Origin of the sequence: Buttiauxella sp. JUb87 (assembly GCF_004361975.1) — a bacterium.
Taxonomy (GTDB): domain Bacteria; phylum Pseudomonadota; class Gammaproteobacteria; order Enterobacterales; family Enterobacteriaceae; genus Buttiauxella; species Buttiauxella ferragutiae.
Window position 1 is genome coordinate 46,431 of record NZ_SNVY01000011.1, and the last position, 19,138, is coordinate 65,568.

The following is a 19,138-nucleotide window of genomic DNA, read 5'->3' on the forward strand; positions in this document are numbered from 1 at the left end:
GTCTATGGCAAGGAAAACAGGGTTTGTTACTGGTTACTACGCTTACTGCTACTACTCAGTGCTTGCAACGAAGACTTCTGTTGCAGATCCGCCAGTTCACGAAATTGATCCATGCGCTGTTGGTGTTTGTCGTTTAAAACGGCCTGCTGTTCAGGGCTTAACAAGCGGTACATTTGGTTGCGTACTTTCGCCATTTCAACCTGGCGAGCCACTTGTTCTTGTGCCATTTTTTCAGCCTGGGCACGCACTGCCGTTTCATCAAAATTTTCAGCGATGACCAGATTATGCATGGTCTCCATTTCGCTTACATTCACGGGTGGGCTATCATGCCGTGCCCGGTGCATTAGATCGCGCATTTGTTGGCGCTGTTGTTCGGTCAGGTTTATCCCTTCGAACATATGGCTCTGAAGGTTATTTCGCTTAACTAAGCCTTCACCGCCTTGGTACCAGTTATCGCTTGCCTGACTGGACAGGGTAATCAGAGTCAATGTAGAGGCCATGACGGCAGCGGTAACATTGCGCATCACTTGCTCCTGAAATCATCTGTGCTGCGATTCAACGAGATTCAGTCTACGATTCCCGCTGCAAACTAGCGTCAGGGGGTGTAAAACAACGTAAAGTCATAGATTAGCGCGCCTTGATGACGTAATTTCTGCCTCGGAGGTAATTTAACAATGAATAAAATTCTGCTAGTTGATGATGACCGAGAGCTTACTTCCCTGTTGAAGGAACTGCTCGACATGGAAGGTTTTAACGTAATTGTCGCCCATGATGGCGAACAAGCGTTGGAGCTTCTTGATGACACCATTGACCTTTTATTGCTCGACGTAATGATGCCAAAGAAAAATGGCATTGATACTTTGAAAGAGTTGCGCCAGTCACACCAGACTCCAGTCATTATGCTAACAGCACGAGGAAGTGAGCTAGATCGTGTTCTCGGCCTTGAACTGGGTGCAGATGACTATCTACCTAAACCATTCAACGATCGTGAACTGGTGGCCCGTATACGCGCTATTTTGCGTCGTTCACATTGGAGTGAGCAGCAGCAAAACAGCGACAGCGGTTCTCCGACGGTCGAAGTGGACGGTTTGAGCCTGAATCCTGGTCGCCAGGAAGCAAGCTTTGATGGGCAAGCGCTTGATTTGACCGGCACTGAATTCACCCTGCTCTATTTGTTGGCTCAGCATTTGGGACAGGTGGTTTCACGCGAACACTTAAGCCAGGAAGTTCTGGGCAAACGCCTGACACCTTTCGACCGTGCAATCGACATGCATATTTCCAATTTGCGTCGTAAGTTGCCGGACCGTAAAGATGGTCATCCGTGGTTTAAAACATTACGTGGCCGCGGCTACCTGATGGTGTCTGCTTCATGATAAGTAGCCTTACCGCGCGTATTTTTGCCATCTTCTGGTTGACGCTGGCGTTAGTGCTGATGCTAGTGCTGATGCTGCCTAAACTGGATTCGCGTCAAATGACCGAATTGATGGAGAATGAGCAACGTCAAGGCATCATGATTGAACAGCATGTCGAAGCGGAACTTGAAAACGATCCACCAAACGACCTGATGTGGTGGCGTCGTTTGTTCCGGGCCATTGATAAATGGGCACCACCGGGACAGCGTTTGTTGCTCGTGACCAGCGAAGGGCGAGTTATTGGCGCCCAGCGCAATGAAATGCAGATTATTCGTAACTTTATCGGCCAGTCTGATAACTCCGATCATCCGCAAAAGAAAAAGTATGGCCGCGTTGAATTAGTGGGGCCGTTTTCGGTACGCGATGGTGAAGATAATTACCAACTTTACCTGATCCGCCCTGCAAGTAATTCCCAATCTGATTTTATTAACCTGCTGTTTGATAGACCTTTACTGTTACTCATTGTCACTATGCTGGTCAGTTCACCGCTGCTGTTATGGCTGGCGTGGAGCCTGGCAAAACCGGCGCGTAAGTTGAAAAATGCTGCTGATGAAGTGGCTCAGGGGAATTTGCGTCAGCACCCTGAACTCGAATCCGGGCCGCAAGAATTCCTCGCAGCCGGTGCCAGTTTTAACCAGATGATTACCGCGCTGGAAAGGATGATGACAACCCAGCAAAGGCTGTTGTCTGACATTTCGCATGAACTACGTACTCCGCTCACTCGTTTGCAATTAGGTACAGCGTTGCTGCGCCGTAAAACAGGTGAAAGCAAGGAACTGGAGCGCATTGAAACGGAAGCTCAGCGTCTGGACGGTATGATCAACGACCTGTTGGTGATGTCCCGCAACCAGCAAAAAAATGCGCTGGCGAGCGAAACCATGAAAGCCAATCAAATTTGGTCAGAAGTGCTGGATAACGCCGCCTTCGAAGCTGAACAAATGGGCAAATCGCTGGAGGTGACTTATCCACCAGGTCCATGGTTGATGTACGGTAATCCCAACTCACTGGAAAGTGCGCTGGAAAATATTGTCCGTAACGCATTACGCTATTCGCACACAAAAATTGCCGTCAATTTCTCCGTTGATAATCAAGGTATTACTATCACCGTCGATGATGATGGCCCAGGCGTCAGCCCGGATGATCGTGAGCAAATATTCCGTCCTTTCTATCGTACAGACGAAGCGCGCGATCGTGAATCTGGCGGGACTGGGTTGGGGTTAGCGATTGTTGAAACTGCTGTTCAGCAACATCGTGGTTGGGTGAAAGCCGATGACAGCCCGTTGGGCGGATTGCGGTTAGTGCTTTGGCTGCCGCTTTATCATCGTTAATTTTTCGCCATAAAGAACAGGTCCTTCGGGGCCTGTTTTCCTTCCTGCTATAAATTGATATTCTGCGCGCCAGTCTTATGGGGGCAGTATGCTAAATATCGTTTTGTTTGAACCAGAAATCCCACCCAATACCGGGAATATCATCCGTTTATGCGCCAATACCGGCTTCCGGTTGCACATCATCGAGCCAACAGGTTTTGGCTGGGATGATAAGCGCCTGCGCCGTGCAGGTCTGGATTATCATGAGTTCGCAGCCGTGAATCGCCATCATAACTACGATGCATTTTTGGCGGCTGAAAACCCGCAGCGAATCTTTGCGCTGACCACAAAGGGAACGCCTGCGCACAGCGCAGTGAGCTATCAGGATGGGGATTATTTGGTGTTTGGCCCGGAAACACGTGGCCTGCCAGCAACGATTCTTGATGCTTTGCCTGCTGAGCAAAAAATCCGTATTCCAATGATGCCGGACAGCCGCAGCATGAATTTGTCGAACGCAGTATCGGTGGTGGTATATGAAGCGTGGCGCCAGCTTGGGTACCCCGGCGCCGTTCTGAGAAGCTAGATTCCGTCGCCGTACTCGAAGCCGTTGTTAGCACCGTTAAAGTGCTGATCCATATCGATGGCAGGCATATCGCTTTCAGGCTTGCCGACAATTCGCGCCGGAACGCCAGCTGCCGTGGTATGAGGCGGAACGGGTTGTAACACCACTGAACCTGCACCAATTTTCGCACCGCGCCCAATTTCAATGTTGCCGAGGATTTTCGCCCCGGCACCAATCATCACGCCTTCACGAATTTTCGGGTGGCGATCGCCGCTGGTTTTGCCAGTACCACCAAGCGTTACAGACTGCAAAATCGACACGTCGTTTTCAACGATAGCCGTTTCACCGATCACAATACCAGTCGCGTGATCGAGCATGATCCCACAACCAATTTGGGCTGCCGGGTGAATATCCACCTGGAATGATACTGAAACTTGGTTTTGCAGGAAAATAGCTAACGCCCGCCGCCCTTCTTTCCACAGCCAGTGGCCGATACGATAGGACTGCAGCGCATGAAAACCTTTCAGATATAACAGCGGGGTCGAATACTTATCGACTGCCGGGTCACGGGTGCGCACAGCCTGAATGTCGCAAGCCGCTGAGGCAATCATTTGTGGTTCCGCCGCGTAAGCTTCTTCGACAACTTCACGAATGGCGATAGCAGGCATAATCGGCGAGGCTAGCTTGTTGGCGAGCATATAGCTCAGCGCGCTGCCGAGGTTTTCATGCTTGAGGAGAGTTGCGTGGTAAAAACTGGCCAACATCGGTTCACAATCGGCAAGCGCTCGTGCTTCGGCTTTAATGTTGTTCCACACCAGATCCAGTTCTTCAGACGACATTGCACTCTCCAGATAGAAAAACAGCGCCCGGCACAAAGTACCGGAACGCTTCAGTTATCGCGGTTATGTTGTTCCATCAATTGCAACTGAACTAGTTGCCGCTCCGTTCATCCTTGCGTGTACGACCAAGCAACGTTAATGCTGCCTCGCGAGCGTTTTTTCCGCAATACAATACCTGATAAATTTCCTCGGTTATTGGCATTTCGACGCCAAAACGCGCCGCCAATTCCCGCACTTCTTTGGTATTGCGATAACCTTCAACCACCTGGCCGATTTTCTGCTGCGCAGAGTCAACATCGGCACCCTGCCCCAGCGCCATGCCGAAGCGACGGTTACGTGATTGGTTATCGGTACACGTCAGTACCAGGTCGCCTAAGCCAGCCATTCCCATGAAAGTTTCAGGGTCAGCGCCTAAAGCGGTACCAAGACGCGTCATTTCCGCAAGACCACGAGTAATCAACGCGGTACGAGCATTCGCACCGAAGCCAATACCGTCAGACATTCCCGCGCCAATCGCAATCACGTTTTTCACCGCGCCACCCAACTGCACGCCAATGAAATCAGGGTTGCTGTAGACACGGAAGCTCTTGCCGCAGTGCAGCAATTGCTGGAGATCCTGAGCAAAGGTTTCGTCGGTTGCCGCCAGTGCAATTGCCGTCGGCAAACCCGCAGCCAGCTCTTTGGCAAACGTCGGGCCGGAAATCACCGCTAATGGGATTTCGTCACCGAGAGCTTCACGCGCAACGTCTTGCAACAGGCGTCCGGTTTCCGCTTCCAGCCCTTTAGTCGCCCAAACGATACGCGCGTCTTTGCGCATAAGCGGTTTGATTTGGCGCAGAACTTCGCCAAAGACGTGGCTCGGCACTACGACCAGAATATTACGGCTGGCAGATAATGCTTTCGCTAAATCGCTTTCAAGGTGAAGTGTGTCAGGGAAAGGAACGTCCGGAAGAAACGCCGCATTACAGCGATCGGCCTGCAATACAGCAAGGTGTTTAGGGTCATGGCCCCACAGTACAACGTGGTGGCCATTACGCGCCAGAGTGATGGCAAGAGCGGTGCCGTACGAACCGGCACCGATCACAGTCATTGAAGCATTAAGGCTGTTCATCAGGCATCCTGATGGTTTTCAGCACCTTCGCCTTCGCCAGATTGCTGCTGCAGATAGCTCATGAACAGCGCATCGAAATTAACCGGTGCAAGGTTCAACTGCGGGAAGGTACCACGAGAAACCAGGCTAGTGATTGCTTCACGTGCATAAGGGAACAGAATGTTCGGGCAGTATGCACCCAGGCAATGTGCCATCTGCGGACCTTCGATCCCACCGATGGAGAAGATACCAGCCTGCTGAACTTCACACAGGAATGCAGTATCTTCGCCCAGTGTTGCGGTCACGGTTACACGCAACACAACTTCATAAACGTCGTCTGCCAGTTGGCTGGAAGCGGTATCAAGATCCAGCTTCACTTCTGGCTGCCAGTCTTTCTGGAAAACGTGTGGTGCATTTGGTGCTTCGAAAGAGATGTCCTTGGTGTAGACACGCTGAATCTGGAAAGCCATTTCTGTGTTGTTTTGTTCTGACATTGTTAAACCCTTAAAAAATTAATACGTCCTTAAACGACAGTAAGCGACAAAGGAGCTGCTCTAGCGCAGCAGGGGATCGAGTCCACCACGAGCATCAAGTGCATACAAGTCATCGCAACCACCAATGTGCTGTGCATCAATAAAAATCTGCGGCACTGTGGTTCGCCCACTGCGTTTAATCATCTCTTCGCGCTTAACAGCGTCGCCATCAATCGCTAACTCCTGAAACTCGACCCCTTTGCTTTGCAAGAGGTCTTTTGCACGATGGCAAAACGGACAGGTTGCTTTAGTGTAGATTTCAATATTCGCCATGGTTTTACCCCAGTGTGCGTATCAATTTATTTACCGCGAACTAATGGCAGGTTTTCCCCGCTCCAGCCAGCAATCCCTTCTTTCAGTAAGGTCACTTTTTCGAAACCGGCTTTTGTCAGCAGTGCGGCTGAATCTTGAGAGGAAACGCCATTGCCACAAACCACGATTACAGGCTGTGATTTATGTTTTTCCAGCTCACCGAAGTTACCACTTTTAATATCAGCTGGCAGTACATTCAGTGAGTTAGCAATATGGCCCTTGCGGTAATCATCACGAGAACGCACATCAACAACAACGGCATCTTCTTTGTTGATGAGGCGTGTCGCTTCACCACGGGTGATCACCTTAACCTTAGAGGTCAAACCTTTAAAAGTCATGAAAAGTACGGCGGCAAACAAGCCAACCCACGCCAAACTAAGTATGGGATGACGACCAATGAATTGCATAATTTCTTGCATGGGGGGGTGTAGCTCCCGACTAAGTAATATGAAAAAACCAAGTGAGGAGTATACATTTGCGTTGTGCCAAATACAGCCAGTCTGCGTTAGGTTATGTTGATTCTGCGGACTGTTACGAAAAAAATTACCTTAACGACGTAAAACCGATCACAATCCAACCCGTTTCTTTGATCTTCTGCGGCTATTTACCCCGTGGCCTGTAGTAAAATTACGCAAATTTTGTCTTTGACTTAGAGGTTATCGCAATGTCAGTTACTAAAAAACCTATGGTTCTGGTGATTCTGGATGGCTATGGTCACCGCGAAGAGCAGCAGGATAACGCTATTCTGAATGCTAAAACCCCGGTTATGGATAACCTGTGGGCACAGCGTCCACATACTTTAATCAACGCATCAGGTATGGAAGTCGGTCTGCCAGATGGCCAAATGGGTAACTCCGAAGTCGGTCACGTAAACCTTGGTGCTGGCCGCATCGTTTACCAGGATCTGACTCGTCTGGACGTTGAAATTAAAGAACGTACTTTCTTCGCTAACCCAACGCTGACTGCAGCTGTAGACAAAGCTGTTGCTGCTGGCAAAGCAGTGCACATCATGGGCCTGGCTTCAGCCGGTGGCGTTCACAGCCACGAAGAACACATTCTGGCGATGATTGAACTGGCCGCTGAACGAGGTGCTGAAGCCATTTACCTGCACGCGTTCCTTGATGGCCGCGATACACCGCCACGCAGCGCAGAATCTTCTCTGAAGAAATTTGCCGATAAGTTTGCTGCACTGGGTAAAGGACGCGTTGCTTCGCTGATTGGCCGTTACTACGCAATGGACCGCGATAACCGCTGGGATCGCGTTGAACTGGCTTACGATCTGCTGACTCAGGCTAAAGGCGAATACCAGGCAGAAACCGCTGTTGCGGGTCTGGAAGCTGCATATGCTCGTGATGAAAACGATGAATTCGTTAAACCAACTGTGATTCGTGCAGAAGGCGAAGCTGACGCTGCCATGAACGACGGCGACGCGCTGATCTTCATGAACTTCCGTGCAGACCGCGCGCGTCAAATCACCCGTACTTTTGTTAACGCTGACTTCGACGGTTTTGCCCGTAAGAAAGTGGTTAACTTCGGTGATTTCGTGATGCTGACTGAATACGCAGCAGACATTAAAGCCGCTTGCGCTTACCCACCAGCGTCACTGACCAATACCTTTGGTGAGTGGATGGCGAAGCACGACAAAACTCAGTTACGTATCTCCGAAACTGAAAAATATGCTCACGTTACCTTCTTCTATAACGGCGGCGTTGAAGAACCGTTTGCTGGCGAAGACCGTATTCTGATCAACTCCCCGAAAGTTGCTACTTACGATCTGCAACCAGAAATGAGTTCAGTAGAATTGACTGAAAAACTGCTGGCAGCTATCAACAGCGGCAAATACGACACCATCATTTGTAACTATCCAAATGGTGACATGGTCGGGCATACCGGCGTTTTCGAAGCGGCTGTTGCTGCAATCGAAGCACTGGATAACTGTATTGCTCAGGTGGTTTCTGCAGTAGAAAACGTGGGTGGGCAGTTGCTGATCACCGCTGACCACGGTAATGCAGAACAGATGGCTGACCCGGCAACTGGTCAGGCGCATACCGCGCATACCAGCCTGCCAGTTCCATTGATTTATGTAGGTTCCCGTAGTGTGAAAGCGGTTGAAGGCGGCAAGCTTTCTGATATCGCACCAACTATGTTGAACCTCATGGGCATGGAAATCCCGCAAGAGATGACTGGCAAGCCGCTGTTCATCGTGGAATAATCCCTCCCCATGAGGGGAAAGGCGATTTTTTCAATAACATGGGCCGTGAAACCGAAAGCGTTTTCAGTCAGGCCTATGATCTACGCCAGCGTTCTAAGCGCTGGCGTATTGTTATGCCCGTTTCCCAGCCATGCAGACGATCGCGCCGATTTGAAATCTATCCAGCAGGATATTGCAACGAAAGAACGCGCGGTACGCCAGCAACAGCAGCAACGTTCCGCCTTGCTTGCTCAACTCCAGGCACAAGAAAAAGCGATTGCCGAAGCCAGCCGCAAACTGCGCGAAACGCAAAACACGCTTGCCGATCTGAATCGCCAAATTGCCACCATGAATGCTTCCCTCGCGAAACTGCAAAAACAGCAGGCATCGCAGGAACGTAATCTGGCCGCTCAACTCGACGCCGCATTCCGCCAGGGGCAACATACTGGCATCCAGCTGATTTTAAGCGGTGAAGAAAGCCAGCGCGGGCAACGCTTGCAGGCATACTTCGGCTACCTGAACGCCGCGCGTCAGGAAACTATTGAACAGCTTAAGCAGACTAAAGCGGAAGTTGATGAGCAAAAAGCCAGTCTGGAGTCTAAGCAAACCGAACAACAGACGCTGCTTTACGAACAGCAAGCTCAACAAAGCAAGCTTGAAGGTGCGCGTAACGAACGTAAAAAAACGCTCTCCACTCTCGAATCCTCTTTGCAACAAGATCAGCAAAAGCTGAGCGAAATGCGCCAGAACCAGGCGCGCCTTCAGGGGCAAATTGCCCGTGCAGAAGCCGCTGCCAAAGCGAGAGCGGAAAAAGAAGCCCGTGAAGCTGAGCAAGTTAAAACTCGCCAAAAGGAAGCAACCAGCAAAGGCAGTACCTATAAACCAACAGAAAGCGAACGTTCTTTGATCTCGCGCACTGGTGGCCTGGGTGCACCGCGTGGACAAGCCTTCTGGCCGGTTCGCGGTTCAATCCTGCATCGCTATGGCGAACAGCTTCAAGGTGAGCTACGTTGGAAAGGGATTGTTATCTCCGCAGGTGAAGGCACTGAAGTTAAAGCTATTGCTGATGGGCGTGTAATCCTTGCCGATTGGCTACAGGGATACGGCCTCGTGGTTGTCGTTGAACACGGTAAAGGCGATATGAGTTTGTATGGTTATAACCAGAGCGCACTGGTTAATGTTGGAACACAAGTTCGCGCCGGCCAGGCTATTGCACTGGTAGGCAACAGTGGCGGTCAGGGCCGCCCGTCACTTTATTTCGAAATTCGTCGCCAGGGCCAGGCCGTCAATCCACAACCGTGGTTGGGAAGATAAGTTTTGCTTCAATTCCGTCGTGTGTTTTTCTCTCTCGTCAGCACACTCATGCTGACAACCCCCGTTTACGCTGGAAAGCTGGCAATTGTAATAGATGACTTCGGTTATCGCCCCGCGCAAGAAAACAAAGTTATCGCCCTGCCTGCCAACATTTCCGTCGCAGTTTTACCCAATGCTCCTCACGCCCGTGAAATGGCCACTAAAGCGCATAATGCCGGGCATGAAGTCCTGATTCATTTGCCGATGGCCCCCCTGAGTAAACAGCCGCTGGAAAAAGACACGCTGCGCCCGGATATGGGCAGCGGCGAAATCGAGCGTATTATCCGCGAAGCTGTCAATGATGTTCCCTATGCCGTGGGGTTGAATAACCATATGGGTAGCGCGATGACATCCAGCCTGTTCGGCATGCAGAAAGTGATGCAGGCATTAGGGCAATACAATCTCTATTTTCTTGACAGTATGACGATAGGAAATAGCCAGTCGATGCGGGCGGCGGCCGGTACTAACGTCAAAGTGATCAAACGTAAAGTGTTCCTGGATGACACTCAAAACGAAGCCGATATTCGTTTTCAGTTTAATCGTGCGGTGGAGTTGGCCCGTCGAAATGGCTCAGCGATTGCCATTGGTCATCCTCATCCGTCGACCGTGCGTGTTCTGCAACAGATGGTCTATAGCTTACCGGCAGATATCACGCTGGTGCGCCCGAGTAGCTTGCTCAATGAGCCTCAGGTGGATACCTCAAGACCAAATAACACGCGTCCTGTAGCGCCAGGCAAACCAGCTGAACAACCGCGTAATCCGTTCAAAGGTGTGAATTTATGTAAGCCTAAACAACCTTTGCAACCCGTCTATGCAACGACATTCTTTAGCGTGATCGGCGAAAGCATCAGCCAAAGCCAGTTGTTGAAGTACATGCAACACCAGTGGCAAGGCTGGGATAAATCGTTAAAGGCTACTCAATCCTGATTTTGTGGGCGTGCAGAGGAAGGATTTTCTCTGCACGTATTGCTGTTTAATTTTCCGTCCCAATACCAGGCCTTGAAGTATTTTAGAAAACTATAGAAAGTGGCATACAAACCTGTAACAAGCCCCACTCGCCCTTTCCTCCACGCCCCACTGAACAAATACCATTTAAAAAATGCACCGATGGCACTTATTATGCCCCTCAGCAATGAGGGCTTGATTTTTTTATTTATGACCAGGCGAGTCGTATAAGTGTTTAATTTATTGAAAACCTCATGAATAGTATAAAAGGTATCATGGCGAACAAAACCAGGAATAACAGATGAGTTAATAAACCCCTCAGCTTGATCATCTACCGGACGATCGTTAAATCGCGTCTGCCGACGGTTATACAAACGCACCGGGAAGTCCGGTGAGGATATGGGATAAATGGTTCGCACCTGTTCTCCGAGTACAAACCAGTAGCGCGAAAAACGCCATGCCTGCCCTTGTTCAGGTTCTTCACCCTGCTTGAGCTTAAGGATAAAAGCGGTTGTCTGCTCATCAAGAATTTCATCACTATCCATACATAACACCCAGTCATGGCTCGCAAGCCCGGTAGCATGGTTCATTTGTTCACCGTGCGTGTTAAATGGGTGATATATAGGTTCAATACCATAACCACGAGAAATATTAATAGTTTCATCACTACTCCCCGAATCCACAATAATGATTTCATCTGCAATTGATATTAATGGCTGCAATACTTCGTGAAGCAGACGTGCAGAGTTATAAGTCAGTAAACAAACTGATATTTTAAACATAGCCATTATGCCATAACAAAAAATCAATTATATCATGGTGAATAATTGTAGCTGCGAATTCGAAATCCGGATTCGAATTTTTATATTATTAATTCCTCCCGTAAAAGAGTCATCAAAAGCGTTAGTTATCACTCAATACTGCCTTTATAATGCCGCGTTGAATAATGCTACAGGAGCTGGTCGACGATGACGCAACAGCGGCATAAGATTCTCTTACTGGATAACGGTAAAGAGTGGGGAGGCGGTACCAATAGTATGTTGGAACTGCTCAAACGTATTGACCGCCAACGGTTTGATATCACGTGCTGCTTTTACTACAACTATGCGCGTGGTGAAGGTGAAACCATTGAGAGCGTGCTGAGCAGCATTCAGATTCCTGTCATTTTCATTCCTCAACGCAAACAACCTGGCTGGGCAAAAATCAGCAAAGAAGTCGCGCGAGCATTTTTGTTTTTCAGCAAGTCTGGGCGTAAAAAGATCACGGCATATATTGATAAACAATGGCGAATCAAACCGAATGCCACGGCTTTGCGCCAGCGATTGCAAAAAGATGGCTACGAAATTCTGTACATGAATAACCAGCCTGGTTCCAATTTGGAAGGTTATTTGGCAGCGGAGCCTCTTGATGTTGCAGTCGTTCAACACTGTCGCATTGAGCCGGTGATGAGTCAGTCGATAACCAGAGTGGTAAACCGTGTCAGCGATGCCGTGATTGCTGTTTCTCATGGCGTGGAGAGTGTGCTGCTCAATCATGGCGTGAAGAAATCACTCTGTGTTACGGTCCCAAACGCCATTGATATTCACCAGCCACTCCCATCAGGTATAGCAATACGTCGGTCACTAGGCATTGAAGATGGCACATTTTTATTTGGTAGTATTGGGTCGTTGATTCCAAGAAAATCCTGCCACCATACGCTTGAAGCATTGCATCGTTTTCAACTGCAACATCCCGAAGCAAAATGGAAATTTGTCCTGGTGGGTGAAGGGAGCGATCGCGAAAAGTTAAAGCGCCAGGCCGCTGACTACGGATTTGCCGATCGCATCATCTTTACTGGCTTTCGTAATAACCCGCTGGATTATTTGGCCGCATTTGATGCCTTTATTCTTGCATCAAAAAGCGAAGGGTTACCGCGCGTTATTCTCGAATCCATGTTGCTTAAAACGGTAGTTATCGGTTCAAATGTGACGGGGACTGCGGAGTTAATCGACTCAGGCCGCACTGGCCTGCTCTACCCTTATGGCGATACCATTAAGCTCGCTTCACAACTTCAGCAAGTGTGGCAAGATAGCGCGTTACGTGATGCCTTAACTCAGCAGGCCTGGCGGCGCGTGATTAATAATTATGCGATCGAGCACTATGTTGCCGGTGTCGAAGCCGTACTTGGCGCAGTAAAACCAACCCGGAATGAAAATGTTTAAATTTCTGAATCCAAAATATCGCCATATTACGGCGCGACATAATATTCCTTTGGCTCAGGCGGTTAGCGGGGCTAAAACCGTCCCAGTAACCTCCGTTGTGATCCCATGCGTTGGCAAAGATTATATTGAAGAAGGTACGCTTTCTGCGGTTTTTGCTGACCGTTTCGCGCCGCAACTTGAAGAAATTGTCATCGTCTCCGATCAACCAGCCAGTGCCTTTACCGATTTGCCAGGTAAAGCCCGGGTTGTTACGTTGAACGTTCCAGAAAGAGATGACAGCTATCGCTTCAAACAAATTTATCGTAGCCGCCTGATAAAGATTCAGGCTCCGCTATATGCCAGCACAGAAGGCTCGTTGATCATTGATTCCGATCTTAATCTTTTGCAGATGCCGAAGCTTGAAGTCGAAGAAAACACGCTGTATTCCAGTTTTCGCCAGGGGAAAATGATCGCTAAACTGGCAAATGCTCCAGCAGGAAAAGCACCAGCCTATTATCAAGGAACGATTCGCCCCACTCTCCAGGATCACGTAAATAGCGCCTTTCTTGCTGCAACACACAGCACCTGGCACCGGTTATGCCCACTTTGGTTGGCTCTGTTCCAGGATACCTGGGAACTGATGGATGATTCGCAACCCCCAACAGATCAGTTGCCTTTAGCTGCACTTCTCGACTTGCTGGATTTCAAAACCGTAAATTTAGGTGACTGGGTGAACTGGCCTGTCTCAAAACGCATCGGTGGTACCCCGGCGGTGATCCCAAAAGAAGTCATCGGTGCACATGGCGGCTTCCCACTTTCAGAATGGCAAAAGTATCTTGTCTCACCAGAGAGTGAATTGCTGTTTAAAGGGCAAGATTACACGCGAAAAGTGCGTTACCTGACGGATGCTGAAAAGCAGACCGCAAGCGAATAAAGATGTGAAAAAGGCCGGTTTCCCGGCCTTTTCTAACTTATCGTCGCGCGATTAATCCCAGCTAAGAATGACTTTGCCAGACTGCCCGGAACGCATGGCATCAAACCCTTTCTGGAAATCATCGATTCCAAAACGATGAGTGATGATCGGTGACAAATCCAGGCCAGACTGGATCAGTGCCGCCATTTTGTACCAGGTTTCGAACATCTCACGCCCGTAAATACCTTTGATGAACAAACCTTTGAAGATGACTTTCGTCCAGTCGATAGACATATCTGATGGCGGAATACCCAGCATCGCAATACGGCCACCGTGGTTCATAGTATCGAGCATGGTACGGAACGCCGGTGGAGCACCGGACATCTCAAGACCAACATCAAAACCTTCGGTCATGCCCAACTCTTTCATTACGTCGGTCAGATTTTCTTTGCTGACGTTGACCGCACGGGTCACGCCCATTTCACGCGCCAACTCCAGACGGTATTCGTTCACATCGGTGATCACGACATTACGCGCACCAACATGTTTAGCGACAGCCGCCGCCATAATACCAATCGGGCCGGCACCAGAAACCAGAACATCTTCACCAACCAGATCGAATGACAGCGCGGTGTGAACAGCGTTACCGAACGGGTCAAAGATAGAAGCCAGATCGTCAGAAATGTTGTCCGGGATTTTGAAAGCATTAAAAGCAGGCAGCACTAAATATTCTGCAAAACATCCAGGGCGGTTTACACCGATGCCAGTCGTATTACGGCACAGGTGCGTACGGCCCGCACGGCAATTACGACAGTGACCACAGGTAATATGGCCTTCACCGGAAACACGATCGCCAATTTTAAAACCTTTAACTTCCTGGCCGATGCCGACCACTTCACCAACATATTCATGACCGACAACCATTGGAACCGGAATAGTCTTTTGTGACCATTCATCCCAGTTATAGATATGCACATCGGTGCCGCAAATCGCAGTTTTACGGATTTTGATCAGCAGATCGTTATGACCCATTTCTGGCTTAGGCGCATCTGTCATCCAGATGCCTTCTTCTGCTTTCAGTTTCGCTAATGCTTTCATGACCGCTCCCTCAGGCGATAACGCCCAACTGTTTACCGATACGCGTAAATGCGTCAACCGCACGTTCAATTTGCTCTGTGGTATGAGCCGCAGACATCTGAGTACGGATACGCGCCTGACCTTTTGGTACTACCGGGTAGAAGAACCCAGTGACATAAATGCCTTCTTTTTGCAGCTCACGAGCAAAATTCTGTGCCACAACCGCTTCGCCTAACATCACCGGGATGATGGCGTGATCGGCACCGGCCAAAATAAAACCAGCCGCGGACATTTTCTCGCGGAACAGGCTGGCATTCGCCCATAAGCGATTGCGCATCTCAGCACCAGTATCCAGCATTTCCAACACTTTGATGGATGCAGAAACAATAGCTGGAGCCAGAGAGTTGGAGAAAAGATAAGGACGAGAACGCTGACGCAGCCACTCAATCACTTCTTTACGACCCGCAGTGTAACCACCGGAAGCGCCGCCCAGAGCCTTGCCCAACGTGCCGGTGATAATGTCTACACGATCCATCACATCGCAATATTCATGCGTACCACGACCGTTTTCACCCACGAAACCGACCGCATGAGAATCATCAACCATGACCAGCGCGTCATATTTATCGGCTAAATCGCAAACCCCATTCAGGTTAGCAATCACACCATCCATAGAGAACACACCATCGGTGGCGATCATGATATGGCGAGCACCTGCCGCACGCGCTTCTTTCAGGCGAGTTTCAAGTTCCTGCATGTCGTTGTTGGCATAACGATAACGCTGAGCCTTACACAGACGCACACCATCAATAATAGAAGCGTGGTTCAGCGCATCAGAAATAATCGCATCTTCTGGGCCGAGGAGAGTTTCAAACAGACCGCCGTTGGCATCAAAGCAGGAAGAATAAAGAATCGCATCTTCCATTCCCAGGAAGCTGGCAAGCTTGCCTTCTAGCTCTTTGTGGCTGTCTTGTGTTCCACAAATGAAACGAACGGAAGCCATCCCAAAACCATGTTTATCCATGCCCTGCTTCGCGGCATCAATCAGTTGCGGGTGGTTAGCAAGCCCCAGGTAGTTATTGGCGCAGAAGTTAATAACGTGGCTGCCATCAGCAACAGTGATATCAGCCTGCTGGGCTGAAGTAATGATACGTTCTTCTTTAAACAACCCTTCCGCGCGTGCGGTTTCAAGTTGGGATGTTAACTGTTGGTAAAAATCTCCGCGCATTGTGATTCTCCAGGCATGGCTAATTTCGGAACATATTACCCAAACCTATACCAGGAGACGAGATGACGTTTCAATGAAATTGGAATTTTCAGCATAAATCACGAGGTGCTTTCCAGATTCGGGTTATTAGGAAAGACAATTCGGGTGATGGTATGATAGGAGTCATTAACGCGTGAGGTATTGGGCCTCATTGCCCCCTAATTTGTTAAGGTTACGCTTATGATCATTGTCACCGGTGGTGCCGGATTTATCGGCAGCAACATCATCAAATCACTGAATGATATCGGTCTTACGGATATCCTGGTTGTAGACAATCTGAAGGATGGCACTAAGTTCGCTAACCTTGTGGATTTAAATATTGCCGATTACATGGATAAAGAAGACTTCTTAATCCAGATTATGGCCGGCGAAGAATTAGGCGAGATTGAAGCCATCTTCCATGAAGGTGCATGCTCTTCCACCACCGAGTGGGACGGTAAGTACATGATGGATAATAACTATCAGTACTCAAAAGAAGTTCTGCATTACTGCCTGGAGCGCGAAATTCCGTTCCTGTATGCCTCATCCGCTGCAACCTACGGTGGCCGCAACAGCGATTTTATCGAGTCACGTGAATTCGAGCAGCCTCTGAATGTTTACGGTTATTCAAAATTCCTGTTCGATGAATATGTACGTCAAATCTTGCCTGAAGCAAGCTCACAGATTACTGGTTTCCGTTACTTCAACGTCTACGGGCCGCGCGAAGGGCACAAAGGCAGTATGGCAAGCGTTGCGTTCCATCTGAATACCCAGTTGAACAACGGCGAAAATCCAAAACTGTTCGAAGGTAGCGATAGCTTTAAACGCGACTTCATCTATGTAGGCGATGTCGCCGCAGTGAACCTGTGGTTCTGGCAAAACGGCGTATCCGGTATTTATAACTGCGGTACAGGTCGTGCAGAATCATTCCAGGCTATTGCTGATGCCGCTCTCGCTTTCCATAAAAAAGGCAGCATTGAGTACATTCCGTTCCCGGAAAAACTCAAAGGCCGCTATCAGGCGTTTACTCAGGCCGACTTAACCAATCTGCGTGCCGCAGGTTACGACAAGCCATTCAAAACTGTTGCCGAAGGCGTAACAGAATATATGGCCTGGCTGAACCGTGACGCATAAGCAGGTAGCCTGACGCATGAAAATACTGGTGATTGGCCCGTCATGGGTGGGCGACATGATGATGTCGCAAAGTCTCTATCGCACGCTCAAAGCGCGCTATCCCCAGGCAATCATTGATGTGATGGCACCGGCATGGTGCCGTCCATTACTATCACGTATGCCGGAAATTAACGAAGCACTATCAATGCCATTGGGGCATGGTGCTTTGGAAATTGGAGAACGTCGTCGTCTTGGGCACTCCCTGCGTGCTAAACGTTACGATCAGGCGTATGTGCTGCCAAATTCATTTAAGTCAGCACTTGTTCCATTCTTTGCCAACATCCCACACCGCACGGGCTGGCGTGGGGAAATGCGCTATGGGCTACTCAACGACGCCCGCGTTTTGGACAAACAAGCCTGGCCATTAATGGTCGAGCGCTACATTGCGCTGGCTTATGACAAAGGCAAAATGCAGTCCGCGAAAGATCTTCCCCAACCGTTACTGTGGCCTCAACTACAGGTTAACGATGGGGAAAAAATGCAGACTTGTCAGGCCTTTAATCTCGATGCACTTCGGCCGATTATCGGCTTTTGCCCTGGCGCCGAATTTGGCCCAGCTAAACGCTGGCCGCACTATCACTACGCAACCCTGGCAGCCAAACTCATTGATGACGGTTATCAGGTGGTGTTGTTTGGTTCAGCAAAAGATAAAGAAGCCGGAAATGATATCGTCGCCGCGTTAACCACACAGCAGCAGGCTCATTGCCGCAATCTGGCGGGTGACACGGCGCTTGAGCAAGCCGTTATTTTAATTGCGGCTTGTCAGGCTGTGGTGTCCAATGATTCAGGTCTGATGCACGTTGCAGCCGCGCTCAATCGCCCGCTTGTGGCATTATATGGCCCAAGTAGCCCCGACTTTACTCCACCGTTGTCGCATAAAGCGCGAGTTATTCGTCTTATTAGTGGCTATCACAAAGTCCGTAAAGGCGACGCCGCAGAAGGCTATCATCAGAGCTTGATTGATATTACGCCCGAACGCGTGATGGATGAGCTAACCGCACTGTTACTGGCGGAGAAGGAAGCGTAATGCGGGTATTGATCGTCAAAACATCATCAATGGGTGATGTCCTGCATACGTTGCCTGCACTTACGGATGCCATGCAGGCCATTCCCGGCATCCGCTTCGACTGGGTTGTAGAAGAAGGTTTCGCACAAATCCCAGGCTGGCACCCTGCTGTCGATAAAGTTCTCCCAGTCGCAGTTCGTCGCTGGCGTAAAAGCTGGTTTTCGGCCCCAGTAAAAACTGAGCGAGCAGCGTTCTACCAGGCACTGCGAACTGAAAACTACGACGCTGTCATTGATGCTCAGGGGCTGATAAAGAGTGCCGCTCTGGTTACCAGAAAAGCCAGAGGGGAAAAACACGGCATGGACTGGAACAGCGCCCGTGAACCGCTGGCCAGCTTGTTCTACAATCGTCGTCACGCCATCGCGAAGCAACAACATGCGGTTGAACGCACACGTGAGTTGTTCGCCAAAAGTCTGGGTTACCAGAAACCAGCTGCTCAGGGCGATTACGCCATCGCGAAGCACTTTCAGGCGACAGCCTCCTCCGATGTGGGGGAATATTTCATTTTCCTTCACGCAACGACTCGCGATGAAAAGCACTGGCCGGAATCACACTGGCGAAATCTTATTCAATTAATGCACAAAAAGGGCTTACGTATTAAACTCCCGTGGGGTGCGGAGCACGAGCACAAACGAGCAATCCGTTTAGCTGACGGATTTGATAATGTTGAGGTGTTGCCGCGCTTATCGCTTGAGCAAGTCGCCAAACAACTTGCCGGAGCCAGAGCTGTTGTTTCAGTTGATACAGGGCTTAGCCACCTGACAGCAGCACTAAATCGGCCGAACATAACGTTGTATGGCCCTACCGATCCGGGTTTGATTGGTGGTTACGGTGAAAATCAGAACGAAATACGAGGCGCAGACAAAAACATGGCTAACATTACCGCTGCAGATACGTTTACCGCACTCCAGAAAATTAGCCACATAGCAGCAGAATAAC

The 19,138-nt window shown here is 49.6% G+C and carries 20 protein-coding genes; 11 read left to right on the top strand and 9 right to left on the bottom strand.

The genetic code is table 11. The annotated features are described in order from the left end of the window. Window positions 1-26: 26 nt before the first annotated feature. Entirely contained in the window at window positions 27-524 is a 498-nt protein-coding gene (gene cpxP / locus EC843_RS21980) for a cell-envelope stress modulator CpxP (RefSeq protein ID WP_064541733.1), read from the bottom strand. A 150-nt stretch (window positions 525-674) separates the two neighbouring features. Between cpxP and cpxR the strand changes: the two genes are divergently transcribed. From cpxR to trmL, 3 genes are all read left to right on the top strand, one after another. Continuing rightward, a complete protein-coding gene (gene cpxR, locus EC843_RS21985) occupies window positions 675-1,373 on the top strand; it encodes an envelope stress response regulator transcription factor CpxR (protein ID WP_034461436.1) in 699 nt (232 codons plus the stop codon). Then, window positions 1,370-2,740: an envelope stress sensor histidine kinase CpxA gene (cpxA, locus tag EC843_RS21990; protein WP_064541736.1), complete on the top strand. Its 1,371-nt coding sequence runs from the start codon at window positions 1,370-1,372 to the stop codon at window positions 2,738-2,740. The genes cpxR and cpxA overlap by 4 nt, the downstream gene beginning before the upstream one ends. Before the next feature lie 88 nt (window positions 2,741-2,828). Then, complete coding sequence (gene trmL, locus EC843_RS21995; RefSeq protein ID WP_064515046.1) at window positions 2,829-3,302, top strand: tRNA (uridine(34)/cytosine(34)/5-carboxymethylaminomethyluridine(34)-2'-O)-methyltransferase TrmL; 474 nt, start codon at window positions 2,829-2,831, stop codon at window positions 3,300-3,302. On the opposite strand, the gene cysE is transcribed toward trmL, so the two are convergent. From cysE to EC843_RS22020, 5 genes are all read right to left on the bottom strand, one after another. Further along, a complete protein-coding gene (gene cysE / locus EC843_RS22000) occupies window positions 3,299-4,120 on the bottom strand; it encodes a serine O-acetyltransferase (protein ID WP_064541738.1) in 822 nt (273 codons plus the stop codon). The genes trmL and cysE overlap by 4 nt on opposite strands. A gap of 91 nt (window positions 4,121-4,211) precedes the next feature. After that, the gene (gene gpsA / locus EC843_RS22005; RefSeq protein WP_121814608.1) at window positions 4,212-5,231 is read right to left on the bottom strand and encodes an NAD(P)H-dependent glycerol-3-phosphate dehydrogenase; all 1,020 of its coding nucleotides are present in this window, start codon (window positions 5,229-5,231) and stop codon (window positions 4,212-4,214) included. Continuing rightward, window positions 5,231-5,704 (bottom strand): protein-export chaperone SecB, encoded by a 474-nt coding sequence (gene secB / locus EC843_RS22010; protein WP_034461441.1) that lies wholly within the window; start codon window positions 5,702-5,704, stop codon window positions 5,231-5,233. The genes gpsA and secB overlap by 1 nt, the downstream gene beginning before the upstream one ends. 60 nt (window positions 5,705-5,764) lie before the next feature. Continuing rightward, window positions 5,765-6,016 (bottom strand): glutaredoxin 3, encoded by a 252-nt coding sequence (gene grxC, locus EC843_RS22015; protein WP_064541744.1) that lies wholly within the window; start codon window positions 6,014-6,016, stop codon window positions 5,765-5,767. A 26-nt stretch (window positions 6,017-6,042) separates the two neighbouring features. Then, on the bottom strand, window positions 6,043-6,474 hold the full coding sequence (locus tag EC843_RS22020; protein WP_064541747.1) for a rhodanese-like domain-containing protein: 432 nt from the start codon (window positions 6,472-6,474) through the stop codon (window positions 6,043-6,045). A 245-nt stretch (window positions 6,475-6,719) separates the two neighbouring features. Between EC843_RS22020 and gpmM the strand changes: the two genes are divergently transcribed. From gpmM to EC843_RS22035, 3 genes are read left to right on the top strand one after another with little or no spacing between them, the layout of a single operon-like run. Then, the gene (gene gpmM / locus EC843_RS22025; protein ID WP_064541751.1) at window positions 6,720-8,267 is read left to right on the top strand and encodes a 2,3-bisphosphoglycerate-independent phosphoglycerate mutase; all 1,548 of its coding nucleotides are present in this window, start codon (window positions 6,720-6,722) and stop codon (window positions 8,265-8,267) included. A gap of 9 nt (window positions 8,268-8,276) precedes the next feature. Beyond that, window positions 8,277-9,560: a murein hydrolase activator EnvC gene (envC, locus tag EC843_RS22030; protein WP_064541754.1), complete on the top strand. Its 1,284-nt coding sequence runs from the start codon at window positions 8,277-8,279 to the stop codon at window positions 9,558-9,560. A gap of 48 nt (window positions 9,561-9,608) precedes the next feature. After that, a complete protein-coding gene (locus tag EC843_RS22035; protein WP_121814609.1) occupies window positions 9,609-10,526 on the top strand; it encodes a divergent polysaccharide deacetylase family protein in 918 nt (305 codons plus the stop codon). Here the strand turns inward: EC843_RS22035 and EC843_RS22040 are convergent. Further along, the gene (locus EC843_RS22040; protein WP_121814610.1) at window positions 10,517-11,326 is read right to left on the bottom strand and encodes a glycosyltransferase family 2 protein; all 810 of its coding nucleotides are present in this window, start codon (window positions 11,324-11,326) and stop codon (window positions 10,517-10,519) included. The two genes, EC843_RS22035 and EC843_RS22040, sit on opposite strands and share 10 nt — an antisense overlap. 186 nt (window positions 11,327-11,512) lie before the next feature. On the opposite strand from EC843_RS22040, the gene EC843_RS22045 reads away from it, so the two are divergent. Continuing rightward, window positions 11,513-12,745: a glycosyltransferase gene (locus EC843_RS22045; RefSeq protein WP_133523063.1), complete on the top strand. Its 1,233-nt coding sequence runs from the start codon at window positions 11,513-11,515 to the stop codon at window positions 12,743-12,745. Then, window positions 12,738-13,658, top strand: coding sequence for a hypothetical protein (locus tag EC843_RS22050; RefSeq protein WP_121814612.1), 921 nt, complete (start codon window positions 12,738-12,740; stop codon window positions 13,656-13,658). The genes EC843_RS22045 and EC843_RS22050 overlap by 8 nt, the downstream gene beginning before the upstream one ends. A gap of 51 nt (window positions 13,659-13,709) precedes the next feature. Here the strand turns inward: EC843_RS22050 and tdh are convergent, their stop codons facing one another. Continuing rightward, window positions 13,710-14,735, bottom strand: coding sequence for an L-threonine 3-dehydrogenase (gene tdh / locus EC843_RS22055; RefSeq protein WP_064541766.1), 1,026 nt, complete (start codon window positions 14,733-14,735; stop codon window positions 13,710-13,712). Window positions 14,736-14,745: 10 nt separating this feature from the next. Further along, window positions 14,746-15,942, bottom strand: coding sequence for a glycine C-acetyltransferase (gene kbl, locus EC843_RS22060; RefSeq protein WP_121814614.1), 1,197 nt, complete (start codon window positions 15,940-15,942; stop codon window positions 14,746-14,748). Window positions 15,943-16,161: 219 nt separating this feature from the next. On the opposite strand from kbl, the gene rfaD reads away from it, so the two are divergent. Genes rfaD through rfaC form a run of 3 tightly spaced genes read left to right on the top strand, consistent with a single transcriptional unit; the run spans window position 16,162 to window position 19,137 of the window. After that, a complete protein-coding gene (gene rfaD, locus EC843_RS22065; protein WP_121814615.1) occupies window positions 16,162-17,094 on the top strand; it encodes an ADP-glyceromanno-heptose 6-epimerase in 933 nt (310 codons plus the stop codon). A 16-nt stretch (window positions 17,095-17,110) separates the two neighbouring features. Further along, window positions 17,111-18,160, top strand: coding sequence for an ADP-heptose--LPS heptosyltransferase RfaF (gene rfaF / locus EC843_RS22070; protein WP_064541776.1), 1,050 nt, complete (start codon window positions 17,111-17,113; stop codon window positions 18,158-18,160). Continuing rightward, complete coding sequence (gene rfaC / locus EC843_RS22075) at window positions 18,160-19,137, top strand: lipopolysaccharide heptosyltransferase RfaC (protein WP_064541779.1); 978 nt, start codon at window positions 18,160-18,162, stop codon at window positions 19,135-19,137. The genes rfaF and rfaC overlap by 1 nt, the downstream gene beginning before the upstream one ends. The last annotated feature ends 1 nt before the right edge of the window (window position 19,138 follow it).